16 protein-coding genes are annotated in these 16,163 nt (G+C 44.6%); 11 read left to right on the top strand and 5 right to left on the bottom strand.

The window, feature by feature from the left end; genetic code table 11:
- Positions 1 to 193 precede the first annotated feature (193 nt).
- Both lpcA and ACQEXR_RS08725 read left to right on the top strand, forming a co-directional pair.
- The gene (gene lpcA, locus ACQEXR_RS08730; RefSeq protein ID WP_331426859.1) at positions 194 to 772 is read left to right on the top strand and encodes a D-sedoheptulose 7-phosphate isomerase; all 579 of its coding nucleotides are present in this window, start codon (positions 194 to 196) and stop codon (positions 770 to 772) included.
- A 74-nt stretch (positions 773 to 846) separates the two neighbouring features.
- Complete coding sequence (locus tag ACQEXR_RS08725) at positions 847 to 1,692, top strand: class II glutamine amidotransferase (protein WP_426952201.1); 846 nt, start codon at positions 847 to 849, stop codon at positions 1,690 to 1,692.
- Positions 1,693 to 1,774: 82 nt separating this feature from the next.
- Here the strand turns inward: ACQEXR_RS08725 and ACQEXR_RS08720 are convergent, their stop codons facing one another.
- Together ACQEXR_RS08720 and tsaA are read right to left on the bottom strand one after the other, a co-directional pair.
- Entirely contained in the window at positions 1,775 to 3,490 is a 1,716-nt protein-coding gene (locus ACQEXR_RS08720; protein WP_427020141.1) for a proline--tRNA ligase, read from the bottom strand.
- 110 nt (positions 3,491 to 3,600) lie between these two features.
- Complete coding sequence (gene tsaA, locus ACQEXR_RS08715) at positions 3,601 to 4,296, bottom strand: tRNA (N6-threonylcarbamoyladenosine(37)-N6)-methyltransferase TrmO (RefSeq protein ID WP_427020140.1); 696 nt, start codon at positions 4,294 to 4,296, stop codon at positions 3,601 to 3,603.
- A gap of 119 nt (positions 4,297 to 4,415) precedes the next feature.
- On the opposite strand from tsaA, the gene ACQEXR_RS08710 reads away from it, so the two are divergent.
- The 4 genes from ACQEXR_RS08710 to ACQEXR_RS08695 all read left to right on the top strand — a co-directional run bounded on the left by ACQEXR_RS08710 (position 4,416) and on the right by ACQEXR_RS08695 (position 7,756).
- Positions 4,416 to 4,676, top strand: a complete 261-nt coding sequence (locus ACQEXR_RS08710; protein WP_331416100.1) for a type B 50S ribosomal protein L31 — start codon at positions 4,416 to 4,418, stop codon at positions 4,674 to 4,676.
- A complete protein-coding gene (gene ykgO, locus ACQEXR_RS08705; protein WP_009847431.1) occupies positions 4,677 to 4,802 on the top strand; it encodes a type B 50S ribosomal protein L36 in 126 nt (41 codons plus the stop codon).
- Positions 4,803 to 5,177: 375 nt separating this feature from the next.
- A complete protein-coding gene (locus ACQEXR_RS08700) occupies positions 5,178 to 6,764 on the top strand; it encodes an AbgT family transporter (protein ID WP_331426866.1) in 1,587 nt (528 codons plus the stop codon).
- A gap of 218 nt (positions 6,765 to 6,982) precedes the next feature.
- Positions 6,983 to 7,756, top strand: coding sequence for a substrate-binding periplasmic protein (locus ACQEXR_RS08695; protein ID WP_427020139.1), 774 nt, complete (start codon positions 6,983 to 6,985; stop codon positions 7,754 to 7,756).
- A 52-nt stretch (positions 7,757 to 7,808) separates the two neighbouring features.
- Here ACQEXR_RS08695 and metQ read toward each other — a convergent pair whose 3' ends face one another.
- The 3 genes from metQ to metN are packed head-to-tail and all read right to left on the bottom strand — an operon-like array spanning position 7,809 to position 10,367.
- A complete protein-coding gene (metQ, locus tag ACQEXR_RS08690) occupies positions 7,809 to 8,618 on the bottom strand; it encodes a methionine ABC transporter substrate-binding lipoprotein MetQ (RefSeq protein WP_331416098.1) in 810 nt (269 codons plus the stop codon).
- 47 nt (positions 8,619 to 8,665) lie between these two features.
- Positions 8,666 to 9,343 carry a methionine ABC transporter permease gene (locus ACQEXR_RS08685; RefSeq protein WP_269376720.1) on the bottom strand — a complete coding sequence of 226 codons (678 nt, stop codon included), beginning with the start codon at positions 9,341 to 9,343 and terminating at the stop codon, positions 8,666 to 8,668.
- The gene (metN, locus tag ACQEXR_RS08680; RefSeq protein ID WP_138973422.1) at positions 9,333 to 10,367 is read right to left on the bottom strand and encodes a methionine ABC transporter ATP-binding protein MetN; all 1,035 of its coding nucleotides are present in this window, start codon (positions 10,365 to 10,367) and stop codon (positions 9,333 to 9,335) included. Before metN ends, ACQEXR_RS08685 begins: the two co-directional genes overlap by 11 nt.
- A 223-nt stretch (positions 10,368 to 10,590) precedes the next feature.
- On the opposite strand from metN, the gene gmhB reads away from it, so the two are divergent.
- From gmhB to treC, 5 genes are all read left to right on the top strand, one after another.
- Entirely contained in the window at positions 10,591 to 11,142 is a 552-nt protein-coding gene (gene gmhB, locus ACQEXR_RS08675; RefSeq protein WP_331426873.1) for a D-glycero-beta-D-manno-heptose 1,7-bisphosphate 7-phosphatase, read from the top strand.
- 42 nt (positions 11,143 to 11,184) lie between these two features.
- On the top strand, positions 11,185 to 11,529 hold the full coding sequence (locus ACQEXR_RS08670; RefSeq protein WP_138973420.1) for an MliC family protein: 345 nt from the start codon (positions 11,185 to 11,187) through the stop codon (positions 11,527 to 11,529).
- Between the two features lie 72 nt (positions 11,530 to 11,601).
- The gene (gene treR, locus ACQEXR_RS08665) at positions 11,602 to 12,549 is read left to right on the top strand and encodes a trehalose operon repressor TreR (RefSeq protein ID WP_138973419.1); all 948 of its coding nucleotides are present in this window, start codon (positions 11,602 to 11,604) and stop codon (positions 12,547 to 12,549) included.
- A 199-nt stretch (positions 12,550 to 12,748) separates the two neighbouring features.
- A complete protein-coding gene (gene treB, locus ACQEXR_RS08660) occupies positions 12,749 to 14,173 on the top strand; it encodes a PTS trehalose transporter subunit IIBC (protein WP_331416094.1) in 1,425 nt (474 codons plus the stop codon).
- 80 nt (positions 14,174 to 14,253) lie between these two features.
- Complete coding sequence (gene treC / locus ACQEXR_RS08655) at positions 14,254 to 15,936, top strand: alpha,alpha-phosphotrehalase (RefSeq protein ID WP_426952195.1); 1,683 nt, start codon at positions 14,254 to 14,256, stop codon at positions 15,934 to 15,936.
- Positions 15,937 to 16,163: the final 227 nt, after the last annotated feature.

The following is a 16,163-nucleotide window of genomic DNA, read 5'->3' as shown; positions in this document are numbered from 1 at the left end:
CAAAAAGTGATCTAAGTAGAGTCAAAGGTCTAAAAATGGCGAGCTGTGCGGAAATTGTGAGCGGAGAATGGCAAGAAAGCGGTAAATGTTATCGGCAAGCTATCGACAGTGAGAATTGTTTGAGTAAACTCTGTAGATAACCGTTTCTGTCTTGTTCACAGAACTATTTATTACAAAAATTAGAGAAAAACCTATGTACCAGGACCTGATTAAAAGCGAATTGAATGAAGCTGCTGATGTTCTAAACAAGTTCTTGAGCGACGAGAATAACATCGCTCAAATTGAAGCTGCGGCGAAAATGATTGCGGATTCATTTAAGCAAGGCGGTAAAGTACTGTCATGTGGTAATGGTGGTTCACACTGTGATGCGATGCATTTTGCAGAAGAACTGACAGGCCGTTACCGCGAAAATCGTCCTGGTTTGCCAGGCATTGCGATTTCAGACCCAAGCCATTTATCTTGTGTCAGCAATGACTTTGGTTATGAGTATGTCTTCTCTCGTTATGTAGAAGCGGTAGGTTCAAAAGGTGACGTGCTATTTGGCCTGTCGACTTCAGGTAACTCTGGCAATATCCTTAAAGCGATTGAAGCTGCGCACGCTAAGGGTATGAAGACCATCGCTCTAACCGGTAAGGATGGTGGTAAAATGGCAGGTCTAGCGGATATTGAAATCCGTGTCCCTCATTTTGGTTACGCAGACCGCATCCAAGAGATCCACATCAAGATTATTCACATTGTGATCCAACTGATTGAAAAAGAAATGGAAAAGTAACCCTTTATCAAGGGTTGTAAACCGTATTAGTGCTTTGCACTAATACGGTTGCTGTATAGGGAGTTTTTAAAACCATGTGTGAACTGCTCGGAATGAGCGCCAATGTGCCAACCGATATCTGTTTTAGTTTTACCGGTCTTATGCAACGTGGTGGCAATACCGGTCCGCATCGTGATGGTTGGGGCATTACTTTTTACGAAGGCAAGGGCTTTCGTAATTTTAAAGATCCCAACCCTAGCTGTGATTCAAAAATTGCTGAACTGGTCCAGAACTATCCAATTAAAAGCTGTGCAGTGATTAGCCATATTCGCCAAGCGAATCGTGGAGCAGTGAACCTTGAAAACACCCATCCATTTACCCGAGAGCTTTGGGGACGTTACTGGACTTTTGCCCATAATGGGCAACTCACTGACTATCAAGGCTTAGATTCGGGTCGTCATCGCCCTGTCGGCCAAACAGATAGTGAACTGTCATTTTGCTGGTTATTGAATCAAATGGAGCTGCGTTATCCACAACCTCCACAAGATATGGTCGGCGTATTTCGTTTTATTGCCGAGTGTTGCGAACAACTGAAAGAGAAAGGTGTCTTCAATATGCTGCTGTCAGACGGTGAGTTTGTCATGACATATTGTACCAACCATCTTTATTGGATAACGCGTCGCGCTCCGTTTGGTAAAGCGTCACTGATTGATGAAGATGTGGAGATCAATTTCCAAGAAGAAACAACACCTAATGACATAGTTTCGGTTATTGCGACGCAACCATTGACTGATAACGAAGAGTGGCATCGTATGAAACCAGGTGAGTTTGGTATTTTCCATTTTGGTGAACTTATCGATGGCAATTCTGCGGCGCTAAGGGATGTTGCTTTTGCTCCCAAAAAGGTCGCCAGTCAGGCACCAACAGAGCCTTTGGTTTAGCGTAACGAGCACTAATAATCTAACTCTTCAGAACAAAAAAAGGCCGATGTCTCCATCGGCCTTTTTATATCTTAGCGGAAGCTTATGCTAGCTGAGCTTTTACGTGTTCAACAATATCAGCCATCGCTACGGCTGTTTTCTCACCTGAGCGGCGGTTCTTATACTCGAAGTTGCCTTCTTTCATTGAACGATCACCAATCACGATAGTGTGAGGAATGCCGATAAGTTCCATATCCGAGAACATCACACCTGGGCGTTCTTTACGATCGTCGAATAGAACTTCAATACCCATTGCTGTGAGTTCAGCATATAGCTTCTCTGCCGCTTGCTGTACTTCTTCTGATTTGTGCATGTTCATTGGTACGATAGCAACTTGGAAAGGAGCAAGTGCGTCAGGCCAGATGATGCCGTATTCGTCGTGGTTTTGCTCAATAGCAGAAGCCACTACGCGTGATACACCAATACCGTAACACCCCATCTCTAAGATGACGTTCTTACCATCAGGGCCAAGAACGCCACAGTTCATTGCTTCCGAGTAAACGTTACCTAGCTGGAAGATATGACCGACTTCGATACCGCGTTTTAGCATTAGGGTACCTTGACCACATGGGCTTGGATCACCTTCAACAACGTTACGCAGATCTTCAACTTGGCCTAGCTCAACATCACGACCCCAGTTGATACCGAAGTAGTGTTTATCATCAATGTTCGCACCAGCACCAAAGTCGCTCATTACTGCTACAGTACGGTCAACGATGAATGGTAGCTCAAGACCAACAGGGCCTAAAGAGCCAGGACCTGCACCGATAAGCGCACGAATTTGCTCTTCGGTTGCCATCTCTAGAGGCGCTGCAACTTGCGGTAGGTTTTCCGCTTTCACTTCGTTCAGTTCGTGGTCGCCACGGATGATAAGTGCGATGATCTCAGCGTCTACTTCATCAGATGCTTTAACGAATAGAGTTTTAACCGTTTTCTCGATTGGTAGATCGAATTGCTCTATTAGTTCAGCGATAGTTTTCGCGTTTGGAGTGTCGACTAGCGTCATCTCTTGTGTTGGTTCTGCGCGATCGCCAGCAGGCGCTGCCGCTTCTGCTTTCTCGATGTTCGCTGCGTAATCAGACTCAGTAGAGAAGGCGATGAGGTCTTCGCCGCTTTCAGCCAGCACGTGGAACTCTTGAGAACCACTACCACCAATAGCACCAGAATCTGCCAATACAGGACGGTACTCAAGACCCATACGGTCAAAAGCTTTACAGTAAGCGTCATGCATAGCTTGGTAAGATTTCTCTAGACCCGCTTTGTCGATATCGAAGCTGTACGCATCCATCATGCAGAATTCACGAGCACGCATTACGCCGAAACGTGGGCGACGTTCATCACGGAACTTAGTTTGGATTTGGTACAGGTTTAGCGGTAACTGCTTGTAAGAGCTCACTTCATTACGCACTAGGCTAGTGATCACTTCTTCAGCCGTTGGGCTAAGTACAAACGGACGAGTGTGACGGTCAGTAAAGCGCAATAGCTCAGGGCCCATCTTCTCGCTGCGACCTGTTTCTTCCCATAGTTCAAACGGCTGAACAACGGGCATCAAAGTTTCGACAGCGCCTGCATTGTCGATCTCTTGACGAACGATGTTTTCGACTTTACGCAGAACACGTAGACCGGTAGGTAGCCAGGTGTATAGACCTGAAGCCAGCTTACGGATCATACCTGCACGTAGCATGAGCTGGTGGCTCACTACTTCTGCGTCGTTTGGAGTCTCCTTCAGAGTAGAAAGAAGATAATTACTGGTACGCATTTAACTTATCCGTTTATTAAAGTTAGATACTCAAGCCGCAATGGATTGAAGTATGGAAGTCCCACAAGGGAAAATTGTTAGCCGCTTATAATATCAGCCAATTGCCTTTGTCAAAAGCTTTCAATCGCAGTAACCGTTATTAAGTTATCGGTGACCATGAACTTAACGTTAAGATCGAACAAATTTACCGCATATTCCTTACTGTCGGGCTTATTTTTTTTGTAGGCTGGGCGAGGATCCTGTGCCAAAACCTGTTCTATCACCGCTGTAACATACTCAGTCTCGTTGTGCTGCTGCAACTGAGATAAGGCGGCGGCTGAAAAGTTGACGGGATAAGTCTCGGGTTCTCCTTCAGCATAGCCTCCACTTGCCGCCGTAATCGCATCGGAGTAGGGGATGTAGGGTTTGATATCGATGATAGGTGTACCATCAACCAAATCGACATTTCCGAGCTCTAAGTAGATCTGATCCCCTTGTTTGGTGACTCCCTTTATTTTCACCGCAGACATACCTATACCGTTTGGTCTAAAAGTTGAACGTGAAGCAAAGACACCAATTCGTTCATTGCCGCCAAGACGAGGTGGACGAACGGTTGGCTTCCAGCCTGCGTCTAGATTCTGATCGAACAAAAATAGCAACCAAACATGAGAGAACTGCTCAATGCCACGCAGTGATTCAGGGCTGTTTGCTGCTCCTGTTAATCTGACACGAGAGCGGGCAGCGGACACTAAACCTGGTTGACGGGGAACGGCAAATTTCTCTTTGTATGGGCTTTCAATAAAACCGATCGGCTCTACGGAATACATGGTCTTCTTTACTCTGTGGATAGGGTTACAGCAAAAGTATCATAAAAAAAGCTTGCAATGATTGTTGAGAATGATTACTAATTAATATGTTATAACATAACAATTTGAGAGAGCTTATCATGCAAGCAAATATCCACCCACAATATCGAACAGTTGTTTTTCACGACACCAGTGTCGATGAGTATTTTCTGATTGGTTCTACGCTACAAACAGATCGAACAATCGAATGGAGTGATGGGAAAACCTACCCTTATTTCACCGTTGAAGTCTCTTCGAAGTCTCATCCTTTCTATACAGGTAAGCAACGAGTGATTCAAAAAGAGGGTCGTGTGGCGAACTTTAGACGTCGTTTCGGTCAGTTTGAAAAAGGAGACCAATAGATGAAAGTAGTGAAATCATTAAAGAGTGCCAAGAGTCGTCATCCTGACTGCCAGATCGTAAAACGTCGTGGGCGACTCTATGTGATATGTAAATCGAACCCAAGGTTTAAAGCAGTGCAAAAATAGTGCGACGGATGTTTGAGGTTGGTTTAAAAATCGTCAATTGACTCTTTTTTCTCAACAAGGGTTTTAATCGTCCAAGATGGTGTGCAATAGGTCACTCTCATCTTGGGCGCTTTCCTATCACCCTGAATCGAATCAAGAGGTTAGATTATGTTTCATTCTGATAGCAAATGCGTGGCATTGAACTATAATTCTGGATTTTGATTTAAAATTAGCCATGTTTGCTAATTTTTTGTTTATTTTTAGTTAAATTGAATTGAGTTTTACACACTTTGTAACATTTTGAATTTCTAATTGAGAGTTTTGTCGAGTAATCTCTGCCGGCATTTGGAACATTTTTGTCACATTTGCACAGGAATAACTACAAGGAGGGAACAGATGAGTTCATCTGCTTCGATTAAACAAAACTCGCCAAAAAAGCCGCTGTTTACACGCTTTCTTGATACTGTTGAATATTTGGGGAACCTTTTACCCCACCCAATCACTCTTTTCGCCATCTTCTGTTTAGCGATCCTAGTTACATCAGGCATTGCTGGTTACTTTGAAGTTTCTGTTATGGACCCTCGCCCAGAAGGCGCTAAGGGCCGTGCAGCAGATGGTATGATTCATGTTGTGAGCCTGCTTAACGCCGAAGGTCTCCAACTGATCGTTACTAACCTAGTTAAAAACTTTGTTGGTTTTGCACCGTTAGGTACAGTACTTGTTGCTATGTTAGGTGTGGCAATCGCAGAGCACTCTGGCCTTCTATCTGCTGCAATGCGCGGCATGGTAATGGGTGCGTCAAAGCGCATGGTTACAGTAACGGTAGTCTTCGCTGGTATCATTTCAAATACCGCGTCTGAGCTTGGCTATGTGGTTCTAATCCCACTGGCTGCAATGCTATTCCACTCTTTAGGTCGTCACCCTCTTGCTGGTCTTGCAGCAGCGTTTGCTGGTGTTTCTGGTGGTTACTCTGCGAACCTACTGATTGGTACCGTTGACCCGCTACTTTCTGGTATTACCGAAACCGCAGCACAAATGATTGATCCGACTTATACAGTTGGTCCAGAAGTTAACTGGTACTTCATGTTTGTGTCGACGTTCTTTATTGCTGCAATGGGTGCGTTTGTTACTGAGAAAATTGTTGAGCCTAAACTTGGTAAATACAATGATGAGGAAGCCTCGGAAGATCTGTCAAACGACTCTATGGGTAAACTGACGGATATTGAAAAGAAAGGTCTTAAATTAGCTGGTCTTGCTGTTGTTGTCGTTTCGGCGCTTCTTGCTTGGACGATTGTTCCTGCAGATGGTGTACTTCGTTCAGATGCGGGTACCGTTGCTGGTTCGCCATTCCTTAAGAGTATCGTAGCGTTTATCTTTGTCTTCTTTGCCATCCCAGGCTTTGTTTACGGCAAAGTAACGGGCACGATGAAGACGGATCGCGACGTGATCGATGCGATGGCTAAATCGATGTCTTCTATGGGTATGTACATTGTGTTGGTGTTCTTCGCTGCTCAGTTTGTTGCATTCTTTAAGTGGACTAACTTTGGTCAGGTATTTGCTGTTGCAGGTGCTAACTTCCTACAAGATATTGGTCTGACAGGCCCAATGTTGTTCTTCGCATTCATCTTGATGTGTGGCTTCATTAACCTAATGATCGGCTCAGCGTCGGCTCAGTGGGCAGTAACAGCACCTATCTTTGTTCCAATGCTAATGCTAGTGGGTTATGCGCCAGAAACGATTCAAGCTGCATACCGTATCGGTGATTCGACCACCAATATCATTACACCTATGATGAGCTACTTTGGTCTTATCCTAGCCGTAGCGACTCGCTACATGAAGAATCTAGGTATTGGTACACTTATCGCAACTATGCTTCCTTACTCTATTTGTTTCATCGTAGGTTGGAGTCTGCTGTTCTATGTGTGGGTATTTGTCTTGGGTCTACCTGTAGGTCCAGGTGCGGCAACGTATTACACACCTTAACCACGATACAGATATTGGTTAATTTCAAAGCCAGAGCATTCGCTCTGGCTTTTTTGTCAATGATGATTCGTGCAATTCGAGTTGACAAGTGAATGCGGTGAACTTTACTTACCACTATAGCAGTGAGTTCGGAGGTTAAATGAAAATCAGACAGTGGTATCTCTTGCGGCTAAACAGCGCTTAACAGAATCGCTCAACTCTTTTGAGTTTCTTTGTTCATGATTCGACGTATCGCGTTATCTGCATTGTTTTTTTGGCTCGCTTTTAACGTTCGTAGTGAAGCGCCAATTCAACTCGTTACCCTTGAATACCCACCGTATATTGTCAGCCACGAAGATGAACTTTCCGGAGTGGCGGTCGAATTAGTCGAAGCGGTATTTAAACAACTCAATGTTCCAATTTCTATCGAAGTATTGCCATGGGCGAGGGCGTTAAGTAATGTCCAATTTGGTCGAGCCGATGCAATTTTTACAGCATTTAAAAATCCACAAAGAGAACAGTTTGCCGATTTTAGTCACCAGATATTGTTCACACAAAACATCAGCTTAGTCGTGAAGACAAACAGTAATATCTCTAGTGACTTATTCTTAACCTCTGATTTATCCAATTCAACTATCTGCGTTGTTAACCGAGTGAGTTACGGCGCAAGAATGGACGCTTTACTTGCAGAGAGCCGTTTCAAAATGGTCTTTAGGCGCAACCATACCCGCGACTGTGCACATCTGGTGAGAACCGGACGGGCGGATATATGGGTGAATAACAGTTTTGGTGCTCGAAGTATCATTGCTAGTGAGGGGATGGATAAGGTGTTAGAAATCCTCTCTCCTCCTATTGAAGCGACACCCAGCTATATCGCTTTTTCTAAGTTGAGGGAACATGCTTGGCTGCGAGAGCGATTCGACGAGGCATTGCGAGAAATGAAACAAGATGGTCGCTATGAAGCCATTATTGATAACTATTTTGAACGTATCAAAAAGCCGGAACAAAAATAAAAGGGCTGACGAATCTCGTCAGCCCTTAGCGAATGTTTAAGCGAGTTGTGGATTACCAGCCTTTAACTACACCACCTTGGAAGATGTCTGATGCTGCGTTGTACACTTCTTCAGTTTGGTAAGACTTAACGAAGTTTTGTACGTTTTCAGCTTGGACATTGTCTTCACGAGCGACGATAAGGTTTACGTATGGAGACTCTTTGTCTTCAACGAAGATACCGTCTTTTTGTGGTGTCAGATTGATTGAGCTCGCGTATGTAGTGTTGATCACTGAAAGTGCAACGTCATCAAGTGAACGTGGTAGCTGAGCTGCATCAAGTTCTACAATTGTGATGTTTTTTGGGTTTTCAACGATATCACGAACCGTTGCTAGTAGACCGACGTCTTCGCGAAGTTTCAGAAGACCTTGTTGCTCAAGAAGCAGTAAAGAACGACCAAGGTTTGTTGGATCGTTTGGTACCGCAATACGAGCGCCATCTTGGATCTCTTCAACAGATGTTACTTGCTTAGAGTAACCTGCGATCGGGTAAACAAAGGTGTTACCCGCAATTGTCAGTTTGTAACTGCGGTCTGCTACTTGCTGATCAAGGTATGGTTTATGTTGGAATGCATTGATATCGATTGAACCGTCATCCAACGCTGCATTTGGTGTTACGTAATCGGTGAAAGTCACTAACTCAACCTCTAGGCCGAATTTTTCTTTAGCCACTTTTGCTGCTACTTCAGCAACTTGCGCTTCAGCACCAGCCATAACACCAACTTTGATTTTGCTTGTGTCGGCTTCTTTATCGCCACAACCTGCCAGAACCAGTGCAGACGCTGCTGCAGCGATAGCCAAAATACCTTTAAGACTGAATTTCATCACTATCTCCTTATAAATAAAATCTGTGATTAATGTTTAATTTATTATTAACGGTGATCGACGCGACGCACAATCGCATCACCAATAGATTGAATAATTTGTACCAGTACGATGAGCATGACGACTGTCACTGCCATGATCACCACATCGTAGCGGTGGAATCCGTAGCGAATGGCTACGTCACCTAAACCTCCACCTCCGACCGTTCCCGCCATTGCAGAGTAACTCACTAGAGTGACTAGCGTGATAGTGACGGAGTTGACGATAGTTGGCATTGCTTCTGGGAGTAATACCTTTGAGATGATCTGCAACGGTGTCGCGCCCATAGACTGCGCAGCTTCGACAAGTCCCGTTGGGACTTCAAGCAATGCGCCTTCGATAAGACGAGCGACAAATGGAATCGCACCTATGGTCAAAGGAACAATTGCCGCTGTTGTGCCGATAAAGGTTCCCACTAATAACTTAGTGACTGGAATGATCGCTACCATCAAGACAAGAAATGGTACAGAGCGACCAATGTTTACGATGGCACCAAGCGCACTATTGAGCTTAGTGTTTTCGAGCAGGCCATCTTTTTTAGTCGTGTGTAAAACAACACCTAACGGGATGCCTATTGCAAAGCCGACAATACCAGCGACAGCGACCATATAGAGAGTTTCAAGTGTTGCGCCAATAAGTAGGTTGCTGTTTAAGTTCAGCCACTGTGAAATTTCATTAAAGGACATAACCCAGTACCTCTACTTTTACGTTGTGTTCGCGCAGGAATTCAATGGCAGCATTATCGTCTTGTTCGTTGCCGAACAGTTCGGCGACCATCATGCCAAACTTAACGCCGCCAGCGTAATCGAGATCGGAACTCAAAATGCTGACATCAATATTGAATTTACGAGCAATCTGGCTCATGAGTGGTGCATCAACAGTCGCGCCAGTAAACTCTAAACGCACTAGTGGGTAGCTGTTCTCAACGCGCGTGTCCTGTAGACGAGCTTGGTAATCTTCAGGAATAGAAAGATCCAATGTTGAACGAATAAACTGGTGAGCTAGCTCGGTTTTAGGGTGCGCGAAGATCTCACCAACACTGCCTTTCTCTACCAATTCACCACCCCCAATAATAGCTACTTGGTGGCAAATACTTTTCACAACATCCATCTCGTGAGTGATCAGGAGAATGGTGATGTTAAGCTTGCGGTTAATCTCTCTGAGCAGCTCTAAAATAGACTGAGTTGTCGCTGGATCTAGTGCACTGGTGGCTTCATCACATAAAAGTACTTTAGGATCGCAAGCCAGTGCGCGAGCGATGGCAACACGCTGCTTTTGACCACCGCTAAGGTTAGCAGGGTAGCTTTCGTGTTTATCTTCTAGGCCTACCAACTTAAGTAGCTCTGTCACTTTTTGGTTGATATGCGCTTTATCTTTGCCCGCGAGCTCTAACGGCAGTGCCACGTTGTCATACACAGAGCGTGACGACAGCAGATTAAAATGCTGGAAGATCATCCCAATATTACGACGAGCTTCACTCAACTGAGATTTAGACAGCTTAGTGAGATCCACGCCATCAACCACGATCGAGCCTGTCGTTGGTGCTTCTAGCATGTTGACACAACGAATAAGCGTACTTTTCCCTGCTCCTGATGAGCCAATAACACCAAAGATTGTTCCTTGAGGAATATGAAGGTTTATCTCTTTCAAGGCGTGAATTTCCTTAGTGCCTTGGAAGAAAACCTTATTAACTTGATTAATTTCAATCATCGAGAAACCCACTATCAGATTGGATGAGCAGCAGAAGATTATTTTGAGCCACATCTCATTTACTAGAGGATGCTATGGGTTTGCGTGATTGGTGTCAATAGATATTTTTACGTCTAGACGTCTAAACGTATTTTTTGCCCAATCGTTTAGTAATTAGATAGTGATGAAAGAAATAAAGCGTGCAATAATTCTTATTAATCAAAGCAAAAACGAGAAGCATATTTTGGCAAAACCTGCAGTCTTTCTAGACCGAGATGGCGTAATCAACGTTGACCACGGCTATGTGCATGACGAACACGATTTTGAGTTTATTGAAGGTGTGTTTGAAGCGACGAAAAAGCTCCAAGAGATGGGCTATCTGCTTGTCCTTGTGACTAACCAGTCTGGTATTGCACGTGGCATGTTCAGTGAAGATCGTTTTCTATCACTAACTCAGTGGATGGATTGGAATTTCGTTGATAATGGCGTTGAGCTAGATGGGATCTATTACTGCCCTCATCATGCAGAGCAAGGTCAGGGTAAATATAAGGAAGATTGTGATTGTCGTAAGCCAAAACCTGGGATGTTTATCTCTGCTCGTGACTTTTTAAACATTGATATGGCCAACTCAGTGATGGTTGGTGATAAGGCGGAAGACATGATGGCGGCTGACGCTGCTGGTGTCGGAACTAAGATTCTTGTTCGTACTGGCAAACCAGTGACTGAGAAAGGTGAAGCGTTAGCCTCAGTGGTACTCGATAGCATTAAGCAAGTACCAGACTATCTCGTCAAGTAAACAAAATCAGGTTGTCCGCTGTAATCTTGTCAGGAGGGAATCATGAAATCTAGAGTGTTACTCACGGCGATGATTGGACTCGTTTTAACAGCGTGTTCTTATAATGCTGTAGAGCGTGATAGTGCCTATCAAGGTGATTTCGAGTTTTATCAGTGCAGTGCAGATAAAACCTTCAAAGTCGCCTTTATGCCCAATCAACCTTTGGCATTACTGAGGTTACCAGAGCATGACTATAGACTGGTTCAAGTTCCTTCTGGCTCAGGGACAAAATACATTCTTGATGATGGCACGGCGCAGGCCCTCAACCCAGTGACCCTCTTTACTAAGGGCAGTGAAGCTCGCTTAGAGCTAGGGCGTGTCGTGTATAAAAATTGTATCAGCCAATAAATGTGTTCGGATAGTATTAAGGAGGCGTTCGCCTCCTTTTAACATTTAACTATTAGACCCAATAAATAACCTATGAGCAAAAAATTAACCATTCTTGATATAGCTAAGCTGTCTGGTGTCGGTAAGTCGACGGTGTCTCGCGTCTTGACCAATGATCCTAAGGTGAAGCCTGAAACTCGAGCCAAAGTTGAGCAGGTGATTCAAGAGTGTGGTTATGTGCCATCAAAATCTGCACAAGCCATGCGTGGAGGCAGCCAGAAGGTGGTTGGGGTCATCATATCTCGCCTCGATTCGCCATCAGAAAATAAAGCCGTCGGCAGCATGCTAAGTACCTTATACGATGCAGGCTATGATGTTGTTATTATGGAGAGCCAGTTTGATCGCGAGAAAACCAATGAACATCTCGATGTCCTGAAAAAACGAAATGTAGATGGTGTTATTGTGTTTGGCTTTAGCGATTTCGATATTTCCAAGCTGGCGAGCTGGAAAAACTGCTCAGTCGTTATTGCCATGGATACAGATCAAGTCTCTTCTATCAACTACGACAACACGCAAGTGATCACCAAAGCTCTGGAATATTTGCAGAAAAAGTCACTCCAACACATCGCATTTATCGGAGTCTCACCGAGCGATAAAACAACGGGAAAGCTACGTTTAGAGGCATACCTAAATTGGTGTGAACAGCACGCAATTAAAGCCCATTATCAAACAGGACAACTCAATCATGAAAGTGCCTACTTACTGGTTGATAGCGTACTCGACGCCCGAACAGAAGCGATTGTTTGTGCCAGTGATACGTTGGCACTTGGTGTGATAAAACGCCTTCAAGAGCTCGACAGAGAAGATGTCGTGGTGACAGGGGTAGGGGGAAATGAACTACTTTCTTTCCTTTTTCCAAAAGTCTTTAGCATTGATCCAGGTTATTCCCTTGCGGGAGAAAAAGCCGCTAATTTATTGATCTCTCAAATAAATGGTGAGCTGAAACAGGTTCATATCACTCAGCAGCCGCTTGCTCTCTAAGCCGTTATTTTCAAAGTGAATTAAAATTATACTGTGATCTCATTCAATTAATGGGACTGTTCCCATTTTTATCTAGTATTGGATCTGACAATATAATAAGCACAAATGGGAACATTCCCATAATTATAAAAACAGGTCAGTTTGTAAGTCTGATGTTGATTTAGACATGAATGAGAATCCAATTAGGGTGGACATGGATATGAGTAAGATTGCGAAACAAGAAGTTGAGCGTCTGATTGAGTTAGTCGGTGGACGCGATAATATCGCGAGCGTAAGCCACTGTTTAACGCGTCTTCGCTTTGTACTAAACAATACTGAGCAAGCCGATGAGAAAGCATTAGAAGCGCTGCCAATGGTAAAAGGTTGCTTTACCAATGCGGGGCAGTTTCAAGTGGTTATCGGTACTGAAGTCGATGAAGTGTATAAAGTTCTGATTGAACTGACCGGACAAAAAGCGGCATCGAAAGATGAGGCTAAACTCGCGGCTCGCCAAAACATGAACATCCTAGAACGTGGAATCTCCCATTTAGCTGAAATTTTTGTTCCGCTTCTACCTGCGATTATTACGGGTGGTTTAATTTTAGGCTTCCGTAATGTCATTGGTGACATCAAGATGTTTGATGGCCAGACTCTGACTGAAATCAGTCAATTTTGGGCAACGGTGCACAGCTTCTTGTGGTTAATTGGCGAAGCCATTTTCTTCTTCCTTCCCGTTGGTGTGTGTTGGTCTACGGTGAAAAAGCTGGGGGGTACACCGATTTTAGGCATCACATTGGGTGTGACGCTTGTCTCTCCTCAATTGATGAATGCGTATTTGATTGGTAAGCAAGTACCAGAAGCATGGGACTTCGGCCTCTTTGTCATTGAGAAGGTGGGTTATCAAGCTCAGGTTATCCCTGCGATGTTAGCAGGTGTTGCACTCGCCTTTATCGAAACCAATTTGAAACGTATTGTTCCGTCTTACCTCTACCTAGTTGTTGTCCCATTTGTATCCATTATCGTATCTGTGGTTCTGGCGCACTCGCTAATTGGTCCATTTGGTCGAGTTCTGGGTGATGGTGTGGCTTTTGCCGCAAAAGCAGCAATGACGGGTGACTTTGCAGTCATTGGTTCAATGGTATTTGGTTTCCTCTATGCGCCACTCGTTATCACGGGTATTCACCATACGACCAATGCCGTGGATCTTCAGTTGATGCAAGATCTTGGTGGTACCCCTATCTGGCCTTTGATTGCTCTGTCAAACATCGCTCAGGCCTCAGCAGTTGTTGGAATCATTATCATCAGTAAAAAACATGGCGAACGTGATATCTCGGTACCAGCAGCAATCTCTGCATACCTAGGTGTCACGGAACCCGCAATGTACGGTATTAACCTTAAATACAAATTCCCTATGCTTAGTGCCATGATTGGTAGCGCAGTTGCCGCGGCAATCTGTGGTAGCGCTGGCGTGATGGCAAATGGTATTGGTGTGGGTGGCTTACCTGGCATTCTCTCAATCCAACCACAGTTTTGGGGCATTTATGCTGTCGCGATGCTCGTCGCAATCGCTCTTCCAGCAGTGTTAACTCTGTTCTTCTATAAGCGCGCACAAATGAAGGGCGAATTGGAGCCTGTGAACGCGTAATTCAGCAATACATTTAGGAGCGGGCAGTCACCGCTCCTCTTTTCAAAGATTCAATTTTTATTTGGTAAGTGAGTTTAGAAATGACAGCTATGGCTAAAGATCCAAATTGGTGGAAAACCGCTTCGATCTATCAAATTTATCCCAAAAGTTTCTGTGATAGCGGAAGTAAGGGAACGGGGGATATTCAAGGCATTATTTCTAAGCTCGACTATCTAAAGCGCCTTGGTGTCGATGCAATCTGGCTGACTCCAATTTACCAGTCACCAATGATTGATAATGGCTATGATATTTCGGATTACTACGCCATTAACTCAGATTTTGGCACTATGGCCGATTTTTATCAGTTGCTTGAGCAAGCCCATCAACGTGGTATTCGTATCATTATGGATATCGTCGTGAATCACACCTCAACTGATCACCACTGGTTCCAGTCTGCGTTGGGCGACAAGAACAGCCCATATCGTGACTACTATATTTGGCGAGATCCGGTTGATGGAGAGCGACCAAATAACTGGCAATCAAAATTTGGCGGAAGTGCTTGGGAACTCGATCAACAAACGGGACAGTATTTTCTGCATCTATTTGCTCAGCAGCAAGCCGATCTGAACTGGGAGAACCCTCAGGTTCGCGCTGAAGTCAAACAGGTGATCAGCTTCTGGGCTGAAAAAGGGGTCGATGGCTTCCGTCTTGATGTGATTAACCTGATTTCTAAGCAGCAAGACTTTCCGAACGATGATATTGGTGATGGACGTCGTTTTTACACCGACGGCCCTCGTGTTCATGAGTATCTCCGAGAGATCAGTTCAGCGGTATTTCAAAAGTATGGCAGCGTTACCGTTGGTGAGATGTCTTCGACAACACTGGAGCATTGTCAGCAATACTCGTCATTAGATAACAAAGAGTTGTCGATGGTGTTCAACTTCCACCATTTGAAAGCGGATTACCCAAATGGAGAAAAGTGGACCAAGGCGCCTTTTGACTTTATCCAGTTAAAACAAATTTTCAACCACTGGCAAACGGGTCTTAATGGCAAAGGGTGGGGGGCACTATTCTGGTGTAACCATGACCAACCTCGAGTGGTAAGCCGTTTAGGTAATGATCAACTGTATCGGGTTGAATCCGCAAAAATGTTAGGCGCATCAATACACATGATGCAGGGGACGCCTTATATTTATCAAGGCGAAGAGATTGGAATGACCAATCCTGGCTATACCCGCATTGATCAGTACCGTGATGTTGAAAGTACCAATATGTACGACATTATGGTCAATCAGCAAGGCGTCTCACACGACGATATGATGGCTATTCTGGCACAAAAGTCTCGCGACAATGCCCGCACACCGATGCAGTGGAATGATGACAAGTTTGCTGGTTTCTCCAAAACGACACCGTGGCTAGAAGTGGCAGAAAACTACCGTGAAGTGAATGCCAAGTCGGCCGTAGAGGACGAAAACTCGGTATTTTATTTCTATCACAAGCTGATTGAGTTACGTAAAGAGTGGGATGTGATCACGACAGGTGATTATCTGGACCTTTACCCGAATCATGAAGCGATATTCGGTTATCGACGCCAAAGCCAAACCGCCACTTTGATCTGTCTAAACAACTATTATGGTCAAGAGACAGAGTGTATCTTGCCTGACAACTTCGATGTGTCACGTGCTAGGTACCTGTTGGCTAACTATGCTGAGCTTAGACCGCAGGTAGACAAGGTGCAGAAACTCAGACCTTACGAAACACGTATTATTTTAGTGGAAAGCTAACACCCCCTAGTCGTGTTTGCTTCATCAGATCCTATTGGTTCTGATACTTGCCCCGCATTGTCGGGGCTTTTTTGTTGGACTCTTAATAGATAGAGATGGATGTGACTTTGTAGAGACGAAAAAAAACCAGCTCGATGAGCTGGTTTCTTCAATATGGTGGAGGGGGACGGATTCGAACCATCGAAGGCAGTGCCAGCAGATTTACAGTCTGATCCCTTTGGCCACTC

It is taken from the genome of Vibrio sp. TRT 2004, from assembly GCF_050113735.1.
GTDB lineage: Bacteria > Pseudomonadota > Gammaproteobacteria > Enterobacterales > Vibrionaceae > Vibrio.
The sequence above is the reverse complement of the archived record's forward strand: the minus strand, read 5'-3'. Positions and strand labels throughout refer to the sequence as shown.

Bases quoted from the DNA above. Each gene is read 5' to 3' on its own strand.
- treC (WP_426952195.1), top strand. From the start codon at position 14,254: ATGACAGCTATGGCTAAAGATCCAAATTGGTGGAAAACCGCTTCGATC.
- metQ (WP_331416098.1), bottom strand. From the start codon at position 8,618: ATGAAATTCAGTCTTAAAGGTATTTTGGCTATCGCTGCAGCAGCGTCT.
- ACQEXR_RS08720 (WP_427020141.1), bottom strand. From the start codon at position 3,490: ATGCGTACCAGTAATTATCTTCTTTCTACTCTGAAGGAGACTCCAAAC.
- ACQEXR_RS08695 (WP_427020139.1), top strand. From the start codon at position 6,983: ATGATTCGACGTATCGCGTTATCTGCATTGTTTTTTTGGCTCGCTTTT.
- ACQEXR_RS08670 (WP_138973420.1), top strand. From the start codon at position 11,185: ATGAAATCTAGAGTGTTACTCACGGCGATGATTGGACTCGTTTTAACA.
- tsaA (WP_427020140.1), bottom strand. From the start codon at position 4,296: ATGTATTCCGTAGAGCCGATCGGTTTTATTGAAAGCCCATACAAAGAG.
- treR (WP_138973419.1), top strand. From the start codon at position 11,602: ATGAGCAAAAAATTAACCATTCTTGATATAGCTAAGCTGTCTGGTGTC.
- metN (WP_138973422.1), bottom strand. From the start codon at position 10,367: ATGATTGAAATTAATCAAGTTAATAAGGTTTTCTTCCAAGGCACTAAG.
- lpcA (WP_331426859.1), top strand. From the start codon at position 194: ATGTACCAGGACCTGATTAAAAGCGAATTGAATGAAGCTGCTGATGTT.
- ACQEXR_RS08710 (WP_331416100.1), top strand. From the start codon at position 4,416: ATGCAAGCAAATATCCACCCACAATATCGAACAGTTGTTTTTCACGAC.
- ACQEXR_RS08685 (WP_269376720.1), bottom strand. From the start codon at position 9,343: ATGTCCTTTAATGAAATTTCACAGTGGCTGAACTTAAACAGCAACCTA.
- ykgO (WP_009847431.1), top strand. From the start codon at position 4,677: ATGAAAGTAGTGAAATCATTAAAGAGTGCCAAGAGTCGTCATCCTGAC.
- ACQEXR_RS08700 (WP_331426866.1), top strand. From the start codon at position 5,178: ATGAGTTCATCTGCTTCGATTAAACAAAACTCGCCAAAAAAGCCGCTG.
- ACQEXR_RS08725 (WP_426952201.1), top strand. From the start codon at position 847: ATGTGTGAACTGCTCGGAATGAGCGCCAATGTGCCAACCGATATCTGT.
- treB (WP_331416094.1), top strand. From the start codon at position 12,749: ATGAGTAAGATTGCGAAACAAGAAGTTGAGCGTCTGATTGAGTTAGTC.